The organism is Streptomyces sp. VRA16 Mangrove soil (genome assembly GCF_017377775.1).
GTDB lineage: Bacteria > Actinomycetota > Actinomycetes > Streptomycetales > Streptomycetaceae > Streptomyces.
Window position 1 is genome coordinate 33,386 of the sequence record NZ_JAFVLN010000004.1, and the last position, 17,744, is coordinate 51,129.

Genomic DNA, 17,744 nt, shown 5'->3' on the forward strand with positions numbered 1-17,744 from the left:
AAGGAGTTGCCTCGATGCACGACACCACCCCCGCCGATCTCGTGTTCACCGGCGGCCCGGTCCACACCGGTTCGCCCGCCCGGTCCCGTGCCACGTCGGTGGCGGTGCGCGGCGAGCGCGTCGTCGCCGTCGGCCACGACGAGGTGCGCGAGCTGATCGGCCCGCGCACCGAAGTCGTCGACCTGGCGGGGAAGTTGTTGATCCCCGGCTTCCAGGACGCGCACGCGCATCCCGTCGGCGGCGGCATGGAGATGGGCCAGTGCGATCTGAGCGGGGCGACGACGCTCGCCGCGTACCGGGAGACGATCGCCGCGTACGCCCGTGAGCACGCGGACGCCGAGTGGCTCACCGGGGGCGGCTGGTCGATGGAGGCGTTCCCCGGCGGACTGCCGACGGCCGCCGAGCTGGACGCACTCGTCCCCGACCGCCCGGTGTACCTGGTCAACCGCGACCACCACGGTGCCTGGGTCAACTCGCTCGCCCTGGAGCGGGCCGGCATCGACGCCCGTACGCCGGACCCGGCCGACGGCCGCATCGAGCGAGCCATCGACGGTTCCGGCAACCCGACCGGCATGCTGCAGGAGGGCGCCGCGAACCTGGTCGGCCGGCTGCTCCCGCCGGTCACCCGCGAGGAGCGCGTCGCGGGCCTGCTGCGCGCCCAGGAGCTGCTGCACTCCCTCGGCATCACCGCCTGGCAGGACGCACTGCTCGGGGAGCACGCCAACCTCACCGACCCGACGGACGCGTACCTCGCCTGCGCGGCCGACGGAAGCCTGACGGCGCGGGTCGTGGGCGCGCTGTGGTGGGACCGCACGCGCGGCACCGAGCAGATCGAGGAACTGGTCGCGCGGCGGGCCGCGGGCACCCGGGGCCGGTTCCGCTCGACGACCGTGAAGATCATGCAGGACGGAGTCGCCGAGAACGGCACGGCGGCACTGCTCGGCCCGTACCTCGACGGCTGCGGCTGTGTCTCCGACAACAGCGGGATCAGCTTCGTACCGCCGGAGGACCTCAAGAAGTACGTCACCGAGCTGGACGCCCACGGTTTCCAGGTGCACTTCCACGCGCTCGGCGACCGGGCCGTGCGGGAGGCCCTGGACGCGGTGGAGGCGGCGCGGCGCGCCAACGGCCGGTCGGACACCCGGCCGCACCTCGCCCATCTCCAGGTCGTGCACCCGCACGACATCGGCCGGTTCCGCCGGCTCGGTGCGACGGCGAACATGCAGCCGCTGTGGGCCGCGCACGAACCGCAGATGGACGAGCTGACCATTCCGTTCCTGGGCGCGGAGCGGGCGTCGTGGCAGTACCCGTTCGGGGCGCTGCTGCGTTCCGGCGCGACGCTGGCGGCGGGCAGCGACTGGCCGGTGAGCAGCCCTGACCCGCTGCAGGGGATCCATGTCGCGGTGAACCGGGTGGAGCCGGGCGCGCCCGACGGCACCCCGGTCTTCCTGCCCGAGCAGCGGATCGGTCTGCACGACGCGCTGACCGCGTACACGGCGGGCAGCGCGTACGTGAACCACCTCGACGGGGAGACGGGCACGATCGCGCCGGGGTACCTGGCCGACCTGGTGGTCCTGGACCGGGACACGTTCGCGGGCCCGGCCGAGGAGATCGGGACGACGCGGGTGGCGCAGACGTTCGTCGGCGGTCAGCGCGTGTTCGGCTGACCCGGGTCCTGGCGGTCCGGCTCGTCGGGGTGGTCGAAGCGGAACGGCACGGCGAGCCGGGCGGCAAGGCCGGTGCCGATCCGCTCGGCGACGACGGCGGCCGGACGCCGTGTCCCGGTCTCCTCGCCGTCCAGGTACCGGCGGGCAGCGCTCCACGTCACCGTGGTCAGCGGATGGGTGCCCGCCGGATCGGCGGTGACGGCGACGAGGTCCACGAACCAGTCGTGGACCGTGTCCCCGTCCCACTCGGCGGCGATCTCCACGACCCGGCCGGGCGCCTCGGCCGCCCGGTCGGCCAACGCGGGCAGACCGAGGGGCGGTTCGGGGCGCCGTGCGACCCGGTCACCGTGATGGCGATACCGGTCGCCGACGATCTCCTGCGCCTCGTTCAACCGCACACCGCGCTTGAACAGGACGTGCACCGCCTGCATGAAGGCGTCCCGCAGCACCTGCGCGTCCACGGCCTCGCGCACGTCGGCGGGCAGCACGTGCCAGACGTCCTCAGACATCGGCGGCACACCGGAATCCGCAGTTGCCGCTGCTGGAGTCGGGGGTGTTGGAGGTTCGGGCGGCGACCCGGTACCGGTTGCAGTACGAGTCGTGGCACATGTACGAGCCACCGCGCATGACCCGGTTGTCGCCCTCCTCCGGCCCGCGCGGGTCGACGGCCGGGGCCGCGCAGTGGGTGGCGGTGAAGCGGTCGGCGACCCACTCCCAGACATTGCCCACGACGTTGTGGAGGCCGTGGGCGTTGGGCCGGTAGGCGTCCACGGGGGCGGTGCCGACGTGCCCGTCCTCACCGGTGTTCACCGTGGGGAAGTCGCCCTGCCAGATGTTGCAGCGCCAGCGGCCGCGCGGGGTCAGCTCGTCGCCCCACGGATAGCGGGCCCGGTCGAGGCCGCCGCGGGCCGCGTACTCCCACTCGGCCTCGGTGGGCAGCCGCTTGCCCGCCCATTGCGCGTAGGCGTGCGCGTCGGCCCAGCTGACGTGGACGACGGGGTGCCGGGCCCGGTCGCCGATCCCGGTGCCGGGGCCCTCGGGCGCCCGCCAGGTCGCGCCCTCGACGCCGCGCCACCACGGGGTGGCGGCCGGGGCCTGCGTGGCGCGCACCCGCTGCGGGCCGAGGAAGCCCGCGAACACGTACGACCAGCCGAACCGCTCGGCGTCCGTGACGTAGCCGGTCTCCTTGACGAAGACCGCGAACCGGGCGTTGGTGACGGCGTGTTCGTCGATGCGGAACGGGGAGACGGTGACCTCGCGGACCGGGCCCTCCCCGTCGCCGGGGTTGGCGAGCGCGTCCTCGTTGCCCATCCAGAAGGTGCCGCCGGCCAGCGTGACCATGCCGCGGCCCGAGGCCTTGGGGCGCGCGGTGATCGTCATCGGCGCCGGTCCTGCGGCCGGGGCTGCGTCACCGCGCGGCGCGGCACAACACGCGGGAACGCCGACCGGGTCGCCGCCACGGATCACGGAAAGGTCGTGCGGGCTCAAAGCTCTCTCCCAGGAAAAGCACAGCGGTCCGGACTCACCCGGCGTCGATCCTCGCACGCGGCGCCACGGCGGTGAACAGGAACGCTTCGATCACCTGCCGCAGCGCATCGCCGCGCTCCAGGTGGACGTCGTGCCCGGTACCGGGCACGCTCACGGCCAGGAGGTCGGGGCGCGCACGGAACATGGCGTCGACCTCCTCGGTGCCGATGATGCCGTTCTGGCCGAGCACCAGAAGCGTCGGGCAGGTGATCGCCGTCCACTCGTCCCACACGTCGCGGCCGGTGTTCTCCTCCAGTGAAGCGACCATCACGTCACGGTCGAAGCGTGGCCACAGTCCGCCGTCGCGCTCCTCCAGGCCGTCCGCCCAGCCCTCGCCCGCGGCGCCCCCGCCGAAGAAGTCGACGGCGGCCCGCCGGGACGGGAACGGGGCCGGCCAGGTGTCGAGCCAACCGCCGATCTCCTTCGGCAGCGCGGGGTCCGCTCTGCCGGGGCCCGCCTCGACGAGGACGGCCGCCCGGCAGAGGCCCGTGGCCGCGGCCAGCAGCGCGGTGTGAGCGCCGAGCGACTGGCCGATCAACACGGGCCGGTCCAGTCCGAGTCGACCCGTCACGGCACCGACGTCGGCCACGTACGCGGCCCGGGACACGTCACCGGGAAGGCGTTCGCTGGCACCGTGGCCGCGCTGGTCGACGGCGACGACCCGGTGCCGGTGCCGCAGGGACGCGGCGAGGCCGTCCCACTCCCCCGCGTGTCCGGCGAGCCCGTGCAGCAGGACGACAGGAGGCCCCTCGCCGCCCCAGTCGCGGCAGGCGAGGCGCACTCCGTCGCGCACGACGACGCGTTCCGTCCAGGTCATGTCCGTCGTCCCCCACATCAGTTGACGTCGACGTCGTCGAGCAGGCCCAGCATCTCCGTCAGCACCCGTACGCAGGCCTCGACGTCGGCGGCGTCGACCCGGCCGTGCAGCCGGGCCAGTTCCGCGTGCTCCCGGTCGACGACGGCGGCGATCGCGGCCCGCCCCTCCTCGGTCAGCCGGATCAGCGAGGACCTTTTGTGCGCCGGGTTCGGGACCGCTTCCACGTAGCCGAGGGCGGCGGCCTCGTTCGTCATGCGCTGCACGAACTGCCGGCTGAGCGACTGCGCCCGGCCCATCTGAGGCACCGTCAAAGGCCCCTGCTTGCGCAGCATGTCGAGCACGGCACGGACACCGGCCGAGACCCCCGCCCCGGCCCCGTCCAGTTCCACCTTGCGCAGCACGCGCCGGTACAGCGGACCCACGAGGTCGTAGACCTGGGCGAGCCGCTCGGCCGTCTCCCGCTCTTCGCTCACGCCCCCATCATGCCAGTCATGACAACCCAGTTGTCATCCCAGAGAGAAAATGACACCTTGGTTGTCATGATGGATGTGCTCAAGGAACTCCACTGGATCGACACCGCCACGTCCGGCCGCCCGCTGGTGCTCCTGCACGGCGGCTTCCTCGACCACCGCATGTGGGACGACCAGATCCCGGTTCTCGCCGAGCGGTACCGGGTGATCGCCCCCGACGCCCGCGGCCACGGCCGGTCCGCCAACGCCACGGCGCCCTTCCGTCACACCGACGACCTCGCCGCGCTCCTGCGCCGGCTCGGCACCGGGCCTGCGCTGCTCGTCGGGGTCTCGATGGGCGGCGCCGTCGCCGTCGACACCGCCCTGGAGCACCCGGACCTCGTCGCCGCCGCCGTGGTGGTCGGGGCGGGGACCAGCGAGCCCGTCTTCGACGATCCCTGGGTGCACGCGGTGTGGGCCGATCTGGGATCCGCGCTGGCGGCTGGGGACCTGGCCGCGGCGGTGGAGGCGTTCACCCGGTTCGGGCCTGGACCGCACCGCGGCGTCGACGATCTGGCGCCCGGCGTCGTCGACCGGCTGCGCCGCATGACGCACGCCACCCTTTCGAAACACACCGCCGACGAGCCCGACCACCGGATCCCGGTGCCGGAGACCTGGAAGCGGGCCGCCGACATCACGGTCCCCGTGCTCACGGTCACCGGCACCCTGGACGCGCCGGACCACAACGCCATGGCCGAACGGCTCGCCCGCACGGTCGGGAACGGCCGGACGGTGCCGGTCGACGGCACCGCCCACTACCCGAACATGGAGCGCCCGGACGTCTTCGACCGCCTCGTCGAGGACTTCCTGCGCACGGTGTGAGACACGGTGCGCGGCGCGGGGTCAGCCCTGCCACGCCACCTTGAACACCCACACGTGCTCGCCGGCCCGGCGGGCGGCGGCCGGCACGTCGACGACGAACGCCCCGTTCCTGACCCGCCAGTTGAGGGGCCGGTCGTGGCCGAGCAGGGTCACCTTGTCGCCGGGCCGCACCGGCACGGGCGCCTCGACGGTGAGCGTGGCACCCGGTTCGGCGAGCGAGTGGATGTAGAACGCCTCGTTCTGCTTGACCGTGAACCGCAGGTCCTCGCCGAGCTGCGCCATCCGCGACCAGTACGTGGTGCCGTAGATCGCCTCGCCGTTGGTCCTCAGCCAGTGCCCGGTCTCCCGGAGCCGGGTCTGCATGATCTCGGGGATGGTGCCGTCGGCGCGCGGCCCGATGTCGAGGAGGAAGTTGCCGTTCTTCGACACGATGTCGACGAGGCTGTGCACGACCTCCTCGGTCGTCATGTAACGGTCGTCGGGCGTCTGGGCGTTGTAGCCGTAGCTGAACGGGTCCAGGCCCCGGCTCGACTCCCACTTGGCGACGACGGTGTTGTCGTACGTCGTGTACTCGGGCGTCGTGAAGTCGTGGAAGCCGATCCCCGCGCGGTTGTTGACGGCGACCTCAAGGGGGCGCGGCCGGTTCTTGCCGTGGTTGAAGTACTCGGCGAGGACGTGCAGCGAGTCGTTGGCGCCGCCGATGTCGCACCACATCAGCTGCAGGTCGTAGTTGTGGATCAGCTCCAGCATCTGCCGGGCCTGGAAGTCCTTCACGTAGTCCTTGCCGGCGGTGTAGCCGGTGTACGGGACGGGTTCCAGGGTGTACGGGTTGCGCGGGGCGTGTCCCATCCACGGGTTGTCCGGGTTGAACCACTCGGGCATCGAGAAGTACAGGCCGCGGTGGAGTTCGGGCGCGTACCGCTTCGACGCCTCGAAGAGTTCCTTGACGAGGTCCTTCTTGGGGCCCATCTTCACGGCGTTGCGGTCGGACAGCCGCGTGTCCCACAGCGCGAAGCCCTCGTGGTGCTTGGACGTCAGGACGTGGTACTGGGCGCCCGCGTCGCGGAAGAGCTCCACCCACGCGCGCGGGTCGAACTTCTCGGCGGTGAAGCGCGGGATGAAGTCGTCGTAGGCGAAGTCCTCGCCGTAGACCTCCTTGTGGTGCGCGTAGGTCGGGTTGTTCGGGTCCTGCATCTGGTTCCAGTACCACTCGGCGTACTGCTGTCCGACCGGTGCCCACGCGGGCACGGAGTAGACGCCCCAGTGGATGAAGATCCCGAACTTGGCGGAGTGGAACCAGTACGGCGCCTGGTGCCCGGACAGCGAGGCCTCCGTCGGCGCGTAGTCGGGCACGCCGAGCGTCAGCTTCCGCGCCGCCGTGGCCGCCTGCTGTCCGCGTCCGGTGGCGACGACCGAGCCGCTGCGCACGGTGCCGGGCGCGATGCCGCCGCGGTTGCGGATGCCGACGCGAACGCGGGCCTGTTCGCCGGGGGCGAGCCACGTCACGCGCGCGGGTGCGACGGTGCGGGCGCCGGGGACGTCGACGCCCACGGTCAGCGCGTCGGCGGCGAGGACGGCGACGGTGCCCGCGTTGAGCACGGTGGCCTCGACGCTCTGGGCGCCGGTCTCCTCCAGGAGCGAGAAGGTGGAGCGGGCGTCGCGCAGCAGCAGGGCCCGGCCCTCGGCGGCCGGCTGGAGCGTGAGCGCGAAGACGTGCAGGGCGGTCTTGTTCGCCTCGGCGGGATTCAGCTTCGGCAGGGTGATCGCGACGGCCTCGCGCTGCGGGTCGAGGGCGATCTCGCTGACGCCCATGCCGACGGAGTGGGCGTCCTTGGTGCCGTCGGGCTTGTAGCGGAACGACGCCGCCACGGAGCCGCCGCCCGCGTACCAGTCGGGGGCGCTCAGCCCGGCCGTCGCCGTGGAGCCGTCGGCGTAGTGCACGGTGGCCTGTCCCGAGGCGTTGCCGTAGCTGCCCGCGGCGAGGAACAGCGCGGACAGATAGCGGCCCGCGGGCAGGTCGAGGCGCTGGCCGAGGGCGACGACGTTGTTCTTCTCGCCTGCCGCCGCCGAGGGGAACCGGTAGGTGACGCCGTCGACTTCGAGCCGTCCCGCGGGCAGTTCCTCGCCGGGGAACGTGTAGCCGCTGCCGTCGAAACTGCCGCCGTGGGCGTCGGCGGTGTCGATGCCGTCGTTGTCGAAGTGGCTCTCCAGCGGCACCGGGACCGGTGCGGGGACGGTGCCCCAGTCACCCCCTTCCCCTGCCGCGCCGTCCGCCGCGGCGGGGCCCGCCGCCGTCCACGGCAGCGCGGTCGCCGCGGCCACGACGGCTGCGGCGGACAGGACCTGACGTCTTGGGTACGCACTCATGCACAGCACTCCCTGAAGGGCGACTCGGCTTGCATTCGTCGGAGGTCTGATGGTGCATGTGCCAACAGACGCCGTCAATGGGTCGCACAGGGAGGCGAGTTGAGGGAGTGATCGAGTGAGTGATCGGATGATCGTGGTCGGGGTGGCGGCACGGGACAGTGCCGGAGAAACACGTGCGCCCGCACCCCTCACCGAGGAGGGATGCGGGCGAACGGTCGGGGCGGCGCGACCCCGGGATCAGTCGACGCTGGGCAGGATGTGCGGCTCGGCGAGATCGTCCTCGTACCCGGCGAGGCGGATGGGGGCCGAGCGGGCCCACACGTCCAGGCTGCCGAGCTTCTCCGGCCTGCGGCCGGCGTGCTCCGTGCGTTCCTTCGGGCGTTGCTCGCGATTCGTCTTCTCTGGTGTCACCGCGCACTCCTTGTGTGTCGGGTAACCCGCTCCGGCGTGACCGGCCCAGCGTCGTACAGGACACCGGACGCCCGATCGGGTGTGGGTAGAGGGCCAGTTCGGGCGCGGTGGCGCCGGTTGCGCTGGAGGGATCGGCCGTGGTGACCGGCCTCTCCCCGGACGGAACCATGGGAACGGGTGGAACCCACTTGCGGTAACCGTCCGGCTACAGAGTAACCAAATGAGCGGGGGTCCGCTCGATAGGGCTGGAACCTGTCGTCCCTACGGAGGACGCCAGGTGTTCATTCAGCCACGCCCCTCACTCCGGCGCGACCGGTTTTGGCCTCACCCGGCCTCCCGGGGACGTGCCGGACGGGTCGGGAGGTGCGGCCGGGGCGTGCGGGCCCGGCCCCCTCGGCGTGGACGGCGAGGCCGCGCACATCAAGCGTCGCGGACCTGCCCGCAGAGCGCGCTCGCCCCGCCGTGCCCGGCGCGCGGCAGATTGGCGGACTTCCGCTCATGGTCCCTGTCGCCGCCCGCCGTCGGACGCGCCGCCCGGGGCCGCGGCCTCGCGGGGTTCGTCGTCCTTCGCCGCCGTGCGCGGACGGCCGTGCCCCCAGGCCCGTACGACCAGGACGATGCCCGCCACGGCGACGACCACGGCGAGCAGCACCCCGTCGGGGACGTGGTCGCCGACGCCGCGCGCCCACTGCTCGGCGGCGAACGAGCCGTCCACGTCGAGCAGTCCGGGCAGCGCGGTGGTGCCGTCGAAGACCAGGAACAGCGTCCCGAGCGCGATGAAGAACAGGCCGGACGCCAGCGACGTGGTGTGCACCTCGAACCGCCCGACGCGGACGGGCCGCCCGCGCAGCCAGCGCCGCCCGCCCAGGTCCCAGCGCTCCCACAGCAGCGCGAGCAGGAACAGCGGGACGGCCATGCCGAGCGCGTAGATCGCGAGCAGCAGTCCGCCGTAGACCGGGTGCCCGCCGAGCGCGGCGACGGTCAGGACGCTGCCGAGGATCGGTCCCGCGCAGAAGCCGGCGAGGCCGTAGACGGCGCCGAGCATGTACACGGACAGGGCGTTGGTGGGGCGGATCCGGCCGGAGAGTTCGGCCATCCGCCGGGAGGCGAAGCCGCGGCCCGCGATCTGCAGCACCCCGAGCGCGATGATCAGCCAGCCGCCGACGGCGACCAGCAGGTCCCGGTTTCCGTAGAAGAACCGTCCGGCGTACGAGCCCGCGGCGCCCAGCGGTACGAGGGTGGTGGCGAGTCCGAGGTAGAAGATGCCGGTACGGGCGACGAGGCGGGTGGGGCTGTCGACGGAGTACGCGAAGAAGGCGGGCAGCAGCAGCGCGCTGCACGGGCTGAGCAGCGCGAGCAGTCCGCCGAGAAACGCCGCGAGGTAGCCGATGTCGTTCACCGTGCGGCCTTCGCCGTCCGGGCGGCTTCCTCGACGGCCTGCTCGAAGGTGGCCGTGGGCTGGGCCCCCGCGAGGGGCTGTCCGTTGACGAGGAAGGACGGGGTGGAGGTCGCGCCGAGCCGGTACGCCTCGTCCTGGTCCTTCTTGACGGCGGCGCGGGCCGCGTCGCTGTCGCGGTCGGCGCGGAACCGGGCGAGGTCCTCGACGCCGGCCTCGCGGGCGAGCGCGTCGAGCCGGTCGGCCCCGAAGCCCTTCTCCTTGGCGCCCTCCTGGTAGGCGGCCGCGTGGAACTGCCAGAAGCGGCCCTGCTGTCCTGCGGCCCAGGAGGCGCGGGCGGCGGCCTCGGACTCGGCGCCGAAGATCGGGAAGTTGCGCCACTCGATGCGCAGGGTGCCCTCGTCGACGTACTTCTTCACGAGGGCGGGTTCGGTGTCGCGGGCGAACTTGCCGCAGTAGCCGCACGCGAAGTCGGCGTACTCGATGAGGACGACGGGCGCGTCGGCGCGGCCCTGCGCGAGGGCGTCGTCGGCGTCGCGCCGGGCGAGTTTCGTCAACTGGGCGGTGGCGTCGTCGAGCTGCTGCCCGGACGCGGCTTCCTGCTGGGAGGTGTCGGCGCGCGGCTCGGGCCTCGTCGCGGTGTACGAGACGGTGCCGAGCAGAGCGGCGGCCACCGCCACCGCGGCGACGAGGGCGAGCGGGCGGGCCTTGGAGCTGGTGGTGTTTTTCGGCATGCCGAAGTCGTCCTTGCGTGAAGGGAGTCGGGACAGGACACGGGTGGGTACCGCGTCGTCTACACGCGCAGGACGGAGAGCTGGACCGGGGTGGGCGGGTCGTGCGGGGGCGGGCCGCGGCCCTCGGGGGCGGCGGGTGCGATGCCGTCGAGGACGGCCGTCGCACCGGACCCGTGGTCGTGGGCGAGCGGGGCGAGCAGTTCGTGCGCGGACGTGCCGCGCGAGGGCACGCCCTGCCGGCTGTCGGGCGCGTGGCGCTGCTCGGGGTCGCAGCCGGGGGTGACGGGCGCGGCCTGGGAGGCCGCCGTGGTCACCGGCGCCGGGTACGGCGTACCGGCGTCGGCGCCCGCCTGCGCGCAGCCCAGCACGGTGACCAGCAGGGTCACCAGGAGGGCGTGGACGGCGAGACGGGGCATGCGGCAATTCTGCACCACCCGTCCGGCCGCGCCCGAATCGCCCCGCAACTCCCGCGGCACCACGCCGATGTGACGGACGGACCGCGTACGGGCGCGTCTCCTGGAGCGTTAACGTGCCGTTGACCGGTCCGTCAGCTCGCCATGGTGTCCTTCCGGACAAACCTCGGAAGATCTTCGGGAGGAGTCACCATGGACACGGTCGACGAACTGATGGCCGCACTGCACGCCTGCCGGGGTGCCTGGGACACCCCCGACCGCAGCGGCGACCCCGTCGACCTGCACGACCACGCGCTGCAGACGGCGGCGCTGCTCCGCCGCTCCCACCCCAGCGACAAGGAGTTGCAGGCCGCGGGCCTGGTGCACGATCTGGGCCATCTGCTGCGGCCGGGCGACGACGCCCACCACGCGGACGTCGCGGCGGACGCGGTGCGCGGCCTGCTCGGCGACCGGGTCGCCGCCCTCGTCCGGCTGCACGTCCCGGCCAAGCGCTATCTGGCCGCGCTCGAACCGGCCCGCGGCCTGTCGCCCCAGAGCGCGTTGACGCTCGCCGTGCAGGGCGGCCCGATGACGCGGGCGGAGATGGCGGCGTTCGAGGCGGACCCGCACGCGCAGGACGCGGTGGAACTGCGGCAGGCGGACGACGCGGGGAAGGTGGTGGGCCTGAACGCCGGGGAACTGGAGGACTGGCGCCCGGTGCTGGAGCGGTTGGCGACGCCCGCGGCCGACAACGCGCGCCAGGGGCTGTGAGGCGCCCACCCACACAACCGCCCCACCAATCGTCCACGACCACCCCACCCCTGACGCATCGTCATGCGCACTGCGGTCGTGAGACCGTACGCGCATGACGTCGTCGCACCGGCCCCTCAGCGGCAGGGCCGCCATCGTGACCGGCGCCTCGCGCGGCATCGGCCGGGCGATCGCCGACGAACTGGCCCGCGCGGGCGCCCGGTTGTGCGTGACGGCGCGCACCGAGCAGGACGTACGGGACACGGTCACCGCGCTCCGCGCCCGGGGTGCGGACGCCGTCGGCGTCACCGGCTGCGTCTCCGATCCCGCGCATCTGTGGGAGGTCACGGAGCGGACGACGGCGGCGTTCGGCCGCGTCGACATCGTGGTGAACAACGCGGCGACGAACCAGCCCTACGGTCCCCTGATGGACGCCGACCCGGACGCCTGGCGCACCGCCTTCACGATCAACGTGGAGGCACCCCTGCGCCTGGTCCAGTGCGTGTGGCGGGCCTGGATGAGCGAGCACGGCGGCGCCGTCGTCAACGTGTGCACCGAGGGCGCGGGGCACGTCGGCCCGAATGTGGGGGCGTACGGCACGAGCAAGGCGGCGCTGCTGCACCTGACCGCTCAACTCGCGGGCGAACTGGGCCCGTCGGTGCGGGTCAACTCGGTCTCCCCCGGGCTCGTCCGCACCGAGATGGCGCGCTTCGTGTGGGAGCGCGCGGAGGAGTCGGTGGCCGCGGGCCTGCCCGCCGGACGGATCGGCGAACCCGAGGACGTGGCGCGCGCGGTGCGCTGGCTGGTGTCCGACGAGGCGGAGTGGACCACCGGCGCGGATCTGCTGGTGGACGGCGGTACGCGCGTGCGGGCGGCGTCACCGGCGGCGGCGACGGGCGCCGTCCACCAGCAGCTGCGTCACCACTTTCCGGGCGCGTAGTCCTTGAGGAAGACGCCGTACACGTCTTCGCCGGACTCGCCGAGGACGACCGGGTCGTAGACGCGGGCGGCGCCGTCGACCAGGTCGAGCGGGGCGTGGAAGCCCTCCTCGGCCAGGCGCAGCTTGTCGTAGTGCGGGCGCTCGTCGGTGATCCAGCCGGTGTCGACGGATGTCATGAGGATGCCGTCGGTCTGGAACATCTCCTGGGCGCTGGTGCGCGTCACCATGTTCATCGCGGCCTTGGCGGCGTTGGTGTTCGGGTGGCCCGCGCCCTTGTAGCCGCGGCCGAAGACGCCCTCCATCGCCGAGACGTTGACGACGTAGGAGCGGCCGCTCTTCGCGTTCTTCGCGGCCACGGCCATCGAGGGGCGCAGCTTGCTGATGAGGATGAACGGGGCGGTGTAGTTGCAGAGCTGGGTCTCCAGCAGCTCCACCGGGGAGATCTGCTCGATGCTCTGTACCCACGTGTTGGTGTCGACGACGTCCGGCACGAGGCCGCCGGCGTCGATGGCGGTGCCGTCGAGATGGCGCTCCACGCTCGCGTTGCCCGCGACCAGCGCGAGGTCGGCGACCTTCTGCGCCTCGATGCCGCTGGTGCCCAGGGGCAGGGCGGCGATGCCGTCGACGGCGCCGGAGTTGAACGCGCCGATCACGGAGTACGGGGGCAGCTCACCGGCGGGCAGCGGCGCGCTCTCGCCGTCGACGAGAGCCGCGTACGCGGAGGGAAGGCGGCGCACGGTCTGCGTCGCGTTGTTGATGAGGATGTCGAGCGGGCCCGCCTCGGCGACCTGGTCGGCGAGGGAGACGGCCTGCCCCGGGTCGCGCAGGTCGATGCCGATGACCTCCAGGCGGTGGATCCAGTCCGCGGAGTCGTCCATCGCCTTGAAGCGGCGGATGGCGTCCTTGGGGAAGCGCGTGGTGATCGTGGTGTGCGCGCCGTCGCGCAGCAGGCGCAGCGCGATGTACATGCCGATCTTGGCGCGGCCGCCGGTGAGCAGGGCGCGCTTGCCGGTCAGGTCGGCGCGGGCGTCGCGCTTGTCCCGGTTCAGGCGGGCGCAGTCCGGACAGAGCTGGTGGTAGAAGTAGTCGACTTCCACGTACCGCGTCTTGCAGGTGTAGCAGGAGCGCGGGCGCTGGAGTATCCCGGCGATCCGGCCGGCCTCGGTGACGGACGACGGCAGGATGCCCTCGGTCTCGTCGTCGATGCGCTGCGCGGAGCCGGTGGCGGTGGCCTCGGTGACGGCCTTGTCGTGCGCGGTCTTGGCGGCGCGGCGCTCCTGGCGGCGGCGCTGCTTCACGGTCCGGTAGATGCCGGCCGTGGCGCGGCGGACGGTGATCGCGTCGGGGTGGTCGACGTCGATCCGGTCGAGCTCCTCCAGCACGCTGAGGCAGATGGCGAGACGCTCGGGGTCGATGCCGGGGCCGTGCTCGATCTCCGTGGCCTCGTCGGCCGCGACGGTCTGGTTGTCCTCTGTCACGGTCATCGCCGCTGCTGTTCCTCGTGTCACTCGTGCCGCGGCGATACCGGTGGGCCGCGCAGCTGCCAAAAGGCGGCACCTTACAGGTCAGAGAGTCGATCCCGCCAGATCGCGAGGATACTGGCGGGACCTGGGGCGGCCAAATGACGAGCCTCACACCACGGGCGGCAGGACGCTCTCAGCGGCGCCCGCACGGCCGCAGACCGAGCAGCGCCACGGCACCGAGGAGCACGATCAGGACGCCCGTGTACCAGGTCAGCGCGGTGGTGGGCGGTACCGCCAGGGTGGCGACGCCGACGCTGACGGACGGCACGCTCAGGCCGAGGTAGGCGATGAGGAAGAGCCCGGCGAGGGCCTCGCCCCGGCGGGCCGGGGCCGCCATGGCGACGACGCTGCCGACGGCGGCCTTGAACAGCAGGCCCGCGCCGACGCCGGCGACCACGGCCCCGGTGACGAACACCACCAGGTTCAGGGTGTGCATGCCGGCGGCGAGCAGCAGGAACCCGGCGCCCTCGGCGAGCAGGCCCAGCGTCAGCTTCGCGCGGGCCGGGATGCCGTCGGTGAGCGACTGGGCGAGGGCCGCGGCGCCGTAGACGGCGAAGACGAGGACGCCGGCCAGCGCGTGCGAGGGGTGGTGCAGGGTGCGGCCGACGAATCCGGTGGCCACGGAGGTGATCACGCCGAGGCCGGCGAACGAGGCGAACGCGGCGGCGGCCGCCGCGATGTATCCGGCCCGGTCGCCGTGGTCGGCGCTGACCCGCTGGGGACGGTAGCGCGGCCGGACCGGCTGCGCCGCGACCGTTTCCGGGACCAGGGCGACCACGCCCATGACGACGAGGAGGAGGACCGCGAAGACGGCGTAGGGCGTGCGGAGCGGACCGTGCACGTACTGGGCGAGCAGTCCGGAGACCAGCGTGCCGACGCCGAGGCCGCCGATGTTGGCCGCCGTGGAGACCCGCTCGAAGCGGCGGCCGGACGCGCCGGGGCGGTGGGCGCTGTGCAGTTCGTGCAGGTGGGCGGTTGCCGTGGCGCTGAGCATGCCCACCCCGAGTCCGGTGAGGAATCGGGCGACGAGCAGCACCGGCAGGTCGGGGCTCGACAGGAAGAGCAGCGCGGCGGCCAGTTCCAGGCCGAGCGCGGGCAGCAGGATCTTCTTGCGGCCCAGCCAGTCGGAGACGTGCCCGGCGAGCAGCAGGCTGATGACGACACCGACGGCGTACACGGCGAAGACGACCGTGACCATGAAGGTGGAGAAGCCGTCCCGGGTCTCGTAGAGCGGGTAGAGCGGGGTCGGCACGGTCGAGAAGGCCATGGCGACGACGAAGACCAGGGCGACCGCCCAGAAGCCGACGCCGTGGCGCCGGGAGCCGACGGCCCGCCCGGCCGTGACGACGCGACCGGGGACCGTGGTGGGACGCGCCCGCAGGGGCGCCGACACGTTGCTCATGGACGTACTCCGATCAAGGCCCGACAACACCGGCCGGGAGACCCCGCCGTGGACATGCCTACTGTCCGCCCGGACCGATCATCACGTCCAACGAATCCTGGCGCTCGTGATGATCTGGATCTGCGATAGTTCAGGCGTGGAACTCCGTCATCTCGAGTACTTCGTCGCCGTCGCGGAGGAGCAGAACTTCACGCGCGCCGCGGCCCGGCTGCACATCGTCCAGTCCGCGGTCTCCGCGGCCGTCAAGGCGCTGGAGCGCGAGCTGAACGCGCGGCTCCTGGACCGGAACTCCAAGCGGGTGCAGCTCACCGACGCGGGGCAGGCGCTGCTGCCGCGCGCCCGGATCACCCTGGACGCGGCGCGGGACGCGGCCGACGCGGTGGCGCAGGTGCGCGGCGGGCTGCGCGGGACGCTGCGGCTCGGCACGCTCACCTCGATCCGGCTGATGGACCTGCCGGGGCTGCTCGGCGAGTTCCACCGGCACCATCCCGAGGTGCAGGTGCAGATCAGCGTCGCGCCGACCGGGTCGCAGGGGCTGCTCACCGGGCTCGCCGAACGCCGCCTCGACCTGGCCTTCGTCTCGCACACCGGGCCGTGCCCGGCCGGAGTGACGCTGCTGCCGCTGGCGAGCTCCACGATGGACCTCGTGGTCCCCCCGGACCATCCGCTGGCCGGGCGGGACACGGTGTCGATCGCCGAGCTCGCGCAGCTGCGGTTCATCGACTGTCCGGTGGGCTACGGCAACCGGACGATCGCGGACCGCGCGTTCACGGCGGCCGGGGTGCCGCGTCACGTCACGATCGAGATCACCGACATCGCGACGAGCGCCGCGTTCGTCCGGGCGGGCCTCGGCGTGACGCTGCTGCCGCGCTTCCTCGCCGACACCGCGCACGGCCTGCGGGTGATCGAGGTGACGGACGCGGATCTGCACTGGCCGCTCTATCTGGCGTCGCCGTCCGACCGCCCCGTGAGCGCCGCGGCGCGGGCACTGACGGAACTGCTGCGCCAGGGCGCCTCGGCCTGAGTCACGCCCTGCGCGACTCGCACTCCGCGCCGAGCAGCTCCAGCTCGGTGCGGATCGCGCGGGCGAGGACGTCGAGGTCGGGCACGGCGGCGGCGTCCGCGACGAGCCCGTAGTGCACGCTCCCCCGGTACGTGGAGACGGCGACGGCGAGGGACTGGCCCTGGGCGAGCGGGGCCAGCGGGAAGACCTCGGTGAGCGGGCAGCCGCCGAGCTTCAGGCCGAGGCTGGGCAGCGGCACGCTGGTGACGAGGAGATCGAAGAGCAGCCGCGCGTTCTGCCCGACGAGCGAGCCGCCCAGCCGGTGGCCGAGCGGCGGCACGTGGTCGGCGAGCAGGGCGACGGCTCCGGCGCCGCGCTGCGGACCGCGGTCCTTGCGCCGGTCCATCGCGGCGCGCACCGTGCGCAGCCGCTCGACGGGGTCGCGCTCGCCGACGGGCAGCCGCACCAGATAGCCGGAGAGCCGGTTGCCCTGCGGGTGGGCGGTGCGCGGGCGGCGGCGCGAGACGGGGATCAGGGCGCGCGGCTCGACGCCGTCGCTGCCGTCACCGCGCTCGTCGAGCCAGCGCCGCACGGCTCCGGCGACCACCGCGATCAGGACGTCGTTGACGGTGCCGCCTGCCGTCTTGCGGATCCGGTGGACGTCGTCGAGGTCGAGGACGACGCCTGCGGTGCGCCGGGTGCCGCTCGCCTCGGAGGTGAGCGCCTTCGAGGTGCGCACGCCCCAGGTGGCTTTTGCCACGGAGGCGCCGATGGAGACGGCCTGGGTGGTGGCGCCCGCGAGGGCGCGCACGTGCCCCGGGTAGCGGCGCGGGTCGAGGTCGCCGAGGGTGATGTCGCGCAGGCCGGGGAACGGCAGGCGCAGACCGCGGCGCACGGCGGGTTCCGGCTGGGGCGCCCGCGCGGCCGGCAACTCCACCGGGTCCATGACGGCGGCGGCCAGCGTCAGGGCGCGCAGCCCGTCAGCGAGGGCGTGGTGGAACTTGAACAGCACGGCGAACGAGGAGCCGTCGGCGGACGGCAGGACGTGGGCCTCCCACGGCGGCCTGCGCCGGTCCAGCTGACGCTCCATCAATGCACCCGCCGCGGCGTGGAAGTCGGCGACCGGCTCGGTGATCCGCACGTGGTCCAGCGGATCGAAGTCGGTGACCGGCACCCGGGCCGCGCCGCCCACCGGGACGAGCACCCCGGCGATCCGCATCCGCAGGCCGGGCACACCGGCCGCGCGGGAGGCGAGCAGTTCGTAGGCGTGCCGGGCGGCACCCGGCGCATCGGCCTCGAAGACCCCCAGCGCGCCGAGGTGCATGGGGTGTTCGGCAGTCTCGATGTTCCAGAACGCCAGGTCGAGTGGGGCGAGCAGGTCCGAGCTCTTCGCAGTCATGGAGGGCTCTCGCGTCGACGACGGGATCCGCAGTCAACAACCCCCGGGCGATTACGGTCAAGTACGATCTAGGCACGGACAGTTA

The 17,744-nt window shown here is 73.1% G+C and carries 17 protein-coding genes; 5 read left to right on the forward strand and 12 right to left on the reverse strand.

Annotated features, from left to right (window positions below; all coding sequences use genetic code 11):
* The first annotated feature begins 14 nt into the window (after positions 1-14).
* A complete protein-coding gene (locus J3486_RS12475) occupies positions 15-1,667 on the forward strand; it encodes an amidohydrolase (RefSeq protein WP_207820333.1) in 1,653 nt (550 codons plus the stop codon).
* On the opposite strand, the gene J3486_RS12480 is transcribed toward J3486_RS12475, so the two are convergent.
* The 4 genes from J3486_RS12480 to J3486_RS12495 form a co-directional block, all read right to left on the reverse strand.
* Entirely contained in the window at positions 1,649-2,176 is a 528-nt protein-coding gene (locus tag J3486_RS12480; protein WP_207820334.1) for a hypothetical protein, read from the reverse strand. The two genes, J3486_RS12475 and J3486_RS12480, sit on opposite strands and share 19 nt — an antisense overlap.
* Positions 2,169-3,047 carry a formylglycine-generating enzyme family protein gene (locus J3486_RS12485; RefSeq protein ID WP_207820335.1) on the reverse strand — a complete coding sequence of 293 codons (879 nt, stop codon included), beginning with the start codon at positions 3,045-3,047 and terminating at the stop codon, positions 2,169-2,171. Before J3486_RS12485 ends, J3486_RS12480 begins: the two co-directional genes overlap by 8 nt.
* A 142-nt stretch (positions 3,048-3,189) precedes the next feature.
* Positions 3,190-4,011: an alpha/beta fold hydrolase gene (locus tag J3486_RS12490; RefSeq protein WP_207820336.1), complete on the reverse strand. Its 822-nt coding sequence runs from the start codon at positions 4,009-4,011 to the stop codon at positions 3,190-3,192.
* A gap of 17 nt (positions 4,012-4,028) precedes the next feature.
* Entirely contained in the window at positions 4,029-4,484 is a 456-nt protein-coding gene (locus J3486_RS12495) for a MarR family winged helix-turn-helix transcriptional regulator (protein ID WP_207820337.1), read from the reverse strand.
* Between the two features lie 66 nt (positions 4,485-4,550).
* Here J3486_RS12495 and J3486_RS12500 point away from each other — a divergent pair, with 66 nt between their 5' ends.
* Complete coding sequence (locus J3486_RS12500) at positions 4,551-5,342, forward strand: alpha/beta fold hydrolase (RefSeq protein WP_229377958.1); 792 nt, start codon at positions 4,551-4,553, stop codon at positions 5,340-5,342.
* A gap of 21 nt (positions 5,343-5,363) precedes the next feature.
* Here J3486_RS12500 and J3486_RS12505 read toward each other — a convergent pair whose 3' ends face one another.
* From J3486_RS12505 to J3486_RS12525, 5 genes are all read right to left on the reverse strand, one after another.
* Positions 5,364-7,709 (reverse strand): alpha-L-fucosidase, encoded by a 2,346-nt coding sequence (locus J3486_RS12505; protein WP_207820339.1) that lies wholly within the window; start codon positions 7,707-7,709, stop codon positions 5,364-5,366.
* 237 nt (positions 7,710-7,946) lie between these two features.
* Positions 7,947-8,120, reverse strand: coding sequence for a hypothetical protein (locus J3486_RS12510; protein ID WP_207820340.1), 174 nt, complete (start codon positions 8,118-8,120; stop codon positions 7,947-7,949).
* 496 nt (positions 8,121-8,616) lie between these two features.
* Positions 8,617-9,519: a cytochrome c biogenesis CcdA family protein gene (locus tag J3486_RS12515; protein ID WP_207820341.1), complete on the reverse strand. Its 903-nt coding sequence runs from the start codon at positions 9,517-9,519 to the stop codon at positions 8,617-8,619.
* Positions 9,516-10,250 (reverse strand): DsbA family protein, encoded by a 735-nt coding sequence (locus J3486_RS12520; RefSeq protein ID WP_207820342.1) that lies wholly within the window; start codon positions 10,248-10,250, stop codon positions 9,516-9,518. The genes J3486_RS12515 and J3486_RS12520 overlap by 4 nt, the downstream gene beginning before the upstream one ends.
* Before the next feature lie 59 nt (positions 10,251-10,309).
* Entirely contained in the window at positions 10,310-10,666 is a 357-nt protein-coding gene (locus tag J3486_RS12525; protein WP_207820343.1) for a hypothetical protein, read from the reverse strand.
* 189 nt (positions 10,667-10,855) lie between these two features.
* Here J3486_RS12525 and J3486_RS12530 point away from each other — a divergent pair, with 189 nt between their 5' ends.
* Positions 10,856-11,413, forward strand: a complete 558-nt coding sequence (locus J3486_RS12530) for an inositol oxygenase family protein (protein WP_207820344.1) — start codon at positions 10,856-10,858, stop codon at positions 11,411-11,413.
* 94 nt (positions 11,414-11,507) lie between these two features.
* Positions 11,508-12,332: an SDR family oxidoreductase gene (locus J3486_RS12535; RefSeq protein ID WP_207820345.1), complete on the forward strand. Its 825-nt coding sequence runs from the start codon at positions 11,508-11,510 to the stop codon at positions 12,330-12,332.
* On the opposite strand, the gene J3486_RS12540 is transcribed toward J3486_RS12535, so the two are convergent.
* Both J3486_RS12540 and J3486_RS12545 read right to left on the reverse strand, forming a co-directional pair.
* On the reverse strand, positions 12,311-13,816 hold the full coding sequence (locus J3486_RS12540) for an SDR family NAD(P)-dependent oxidoreductase (RefSeq protein ID WP_207820346.1): 1,506 nt from the start codon (positions 13,814-13,816) through the stop codon (positions 12,311-12,313). The genes J3486_RS12535 and J3486_RS12540 overlap by 22 nt on opposite strands.
* Positions 13,817-13,988: 172 nt before the next feature.
* Positions 13,989-15,257: an MFS transporter gene (locus J3486_RS12545; RefSeq protein WP_207820347.1), complete on the reverse strand. Its 1,269-nt coding sequence runs from the start codon at positions 15,255-15,257 to the stop codon at positions 13,989-13,991.
* Positions 15,258-15,393: 136 nt separating this feature from the next.
* On the opposite strand from J3486_RS12545, the gene J3486_RS12550 reads away from it, so the two are divergent.
* Entirely contained in the window at positions 15,394-16,281 is an 888-nt protein-coding gene (locus tag J3486_RS12550; RefSeq protein ID WP_207820348.1) for a LysR family transcriptional regulator, read from the forward strand.
* Between the two features lies 1 nt (position 16,282).
* Here J3486_RS12550 and J3486_RS12555 read toward each other — a convergent pair whose 3' ends face one another.
* On the reverse strand, positions 16,283-17,659 hold the full coding sequence (locus tag J3486_RS12555) for a wax ester/triacylglycerol synthase family O-acyltransferase (RefSeq protein WP_207820349.1): 1,377 nt from the start codon (positions 17,657-17,659) through the stop codon (positions 16,283-16,285).
* Positions 17,660-17,744: the final 85 nt, after the last annotated feature.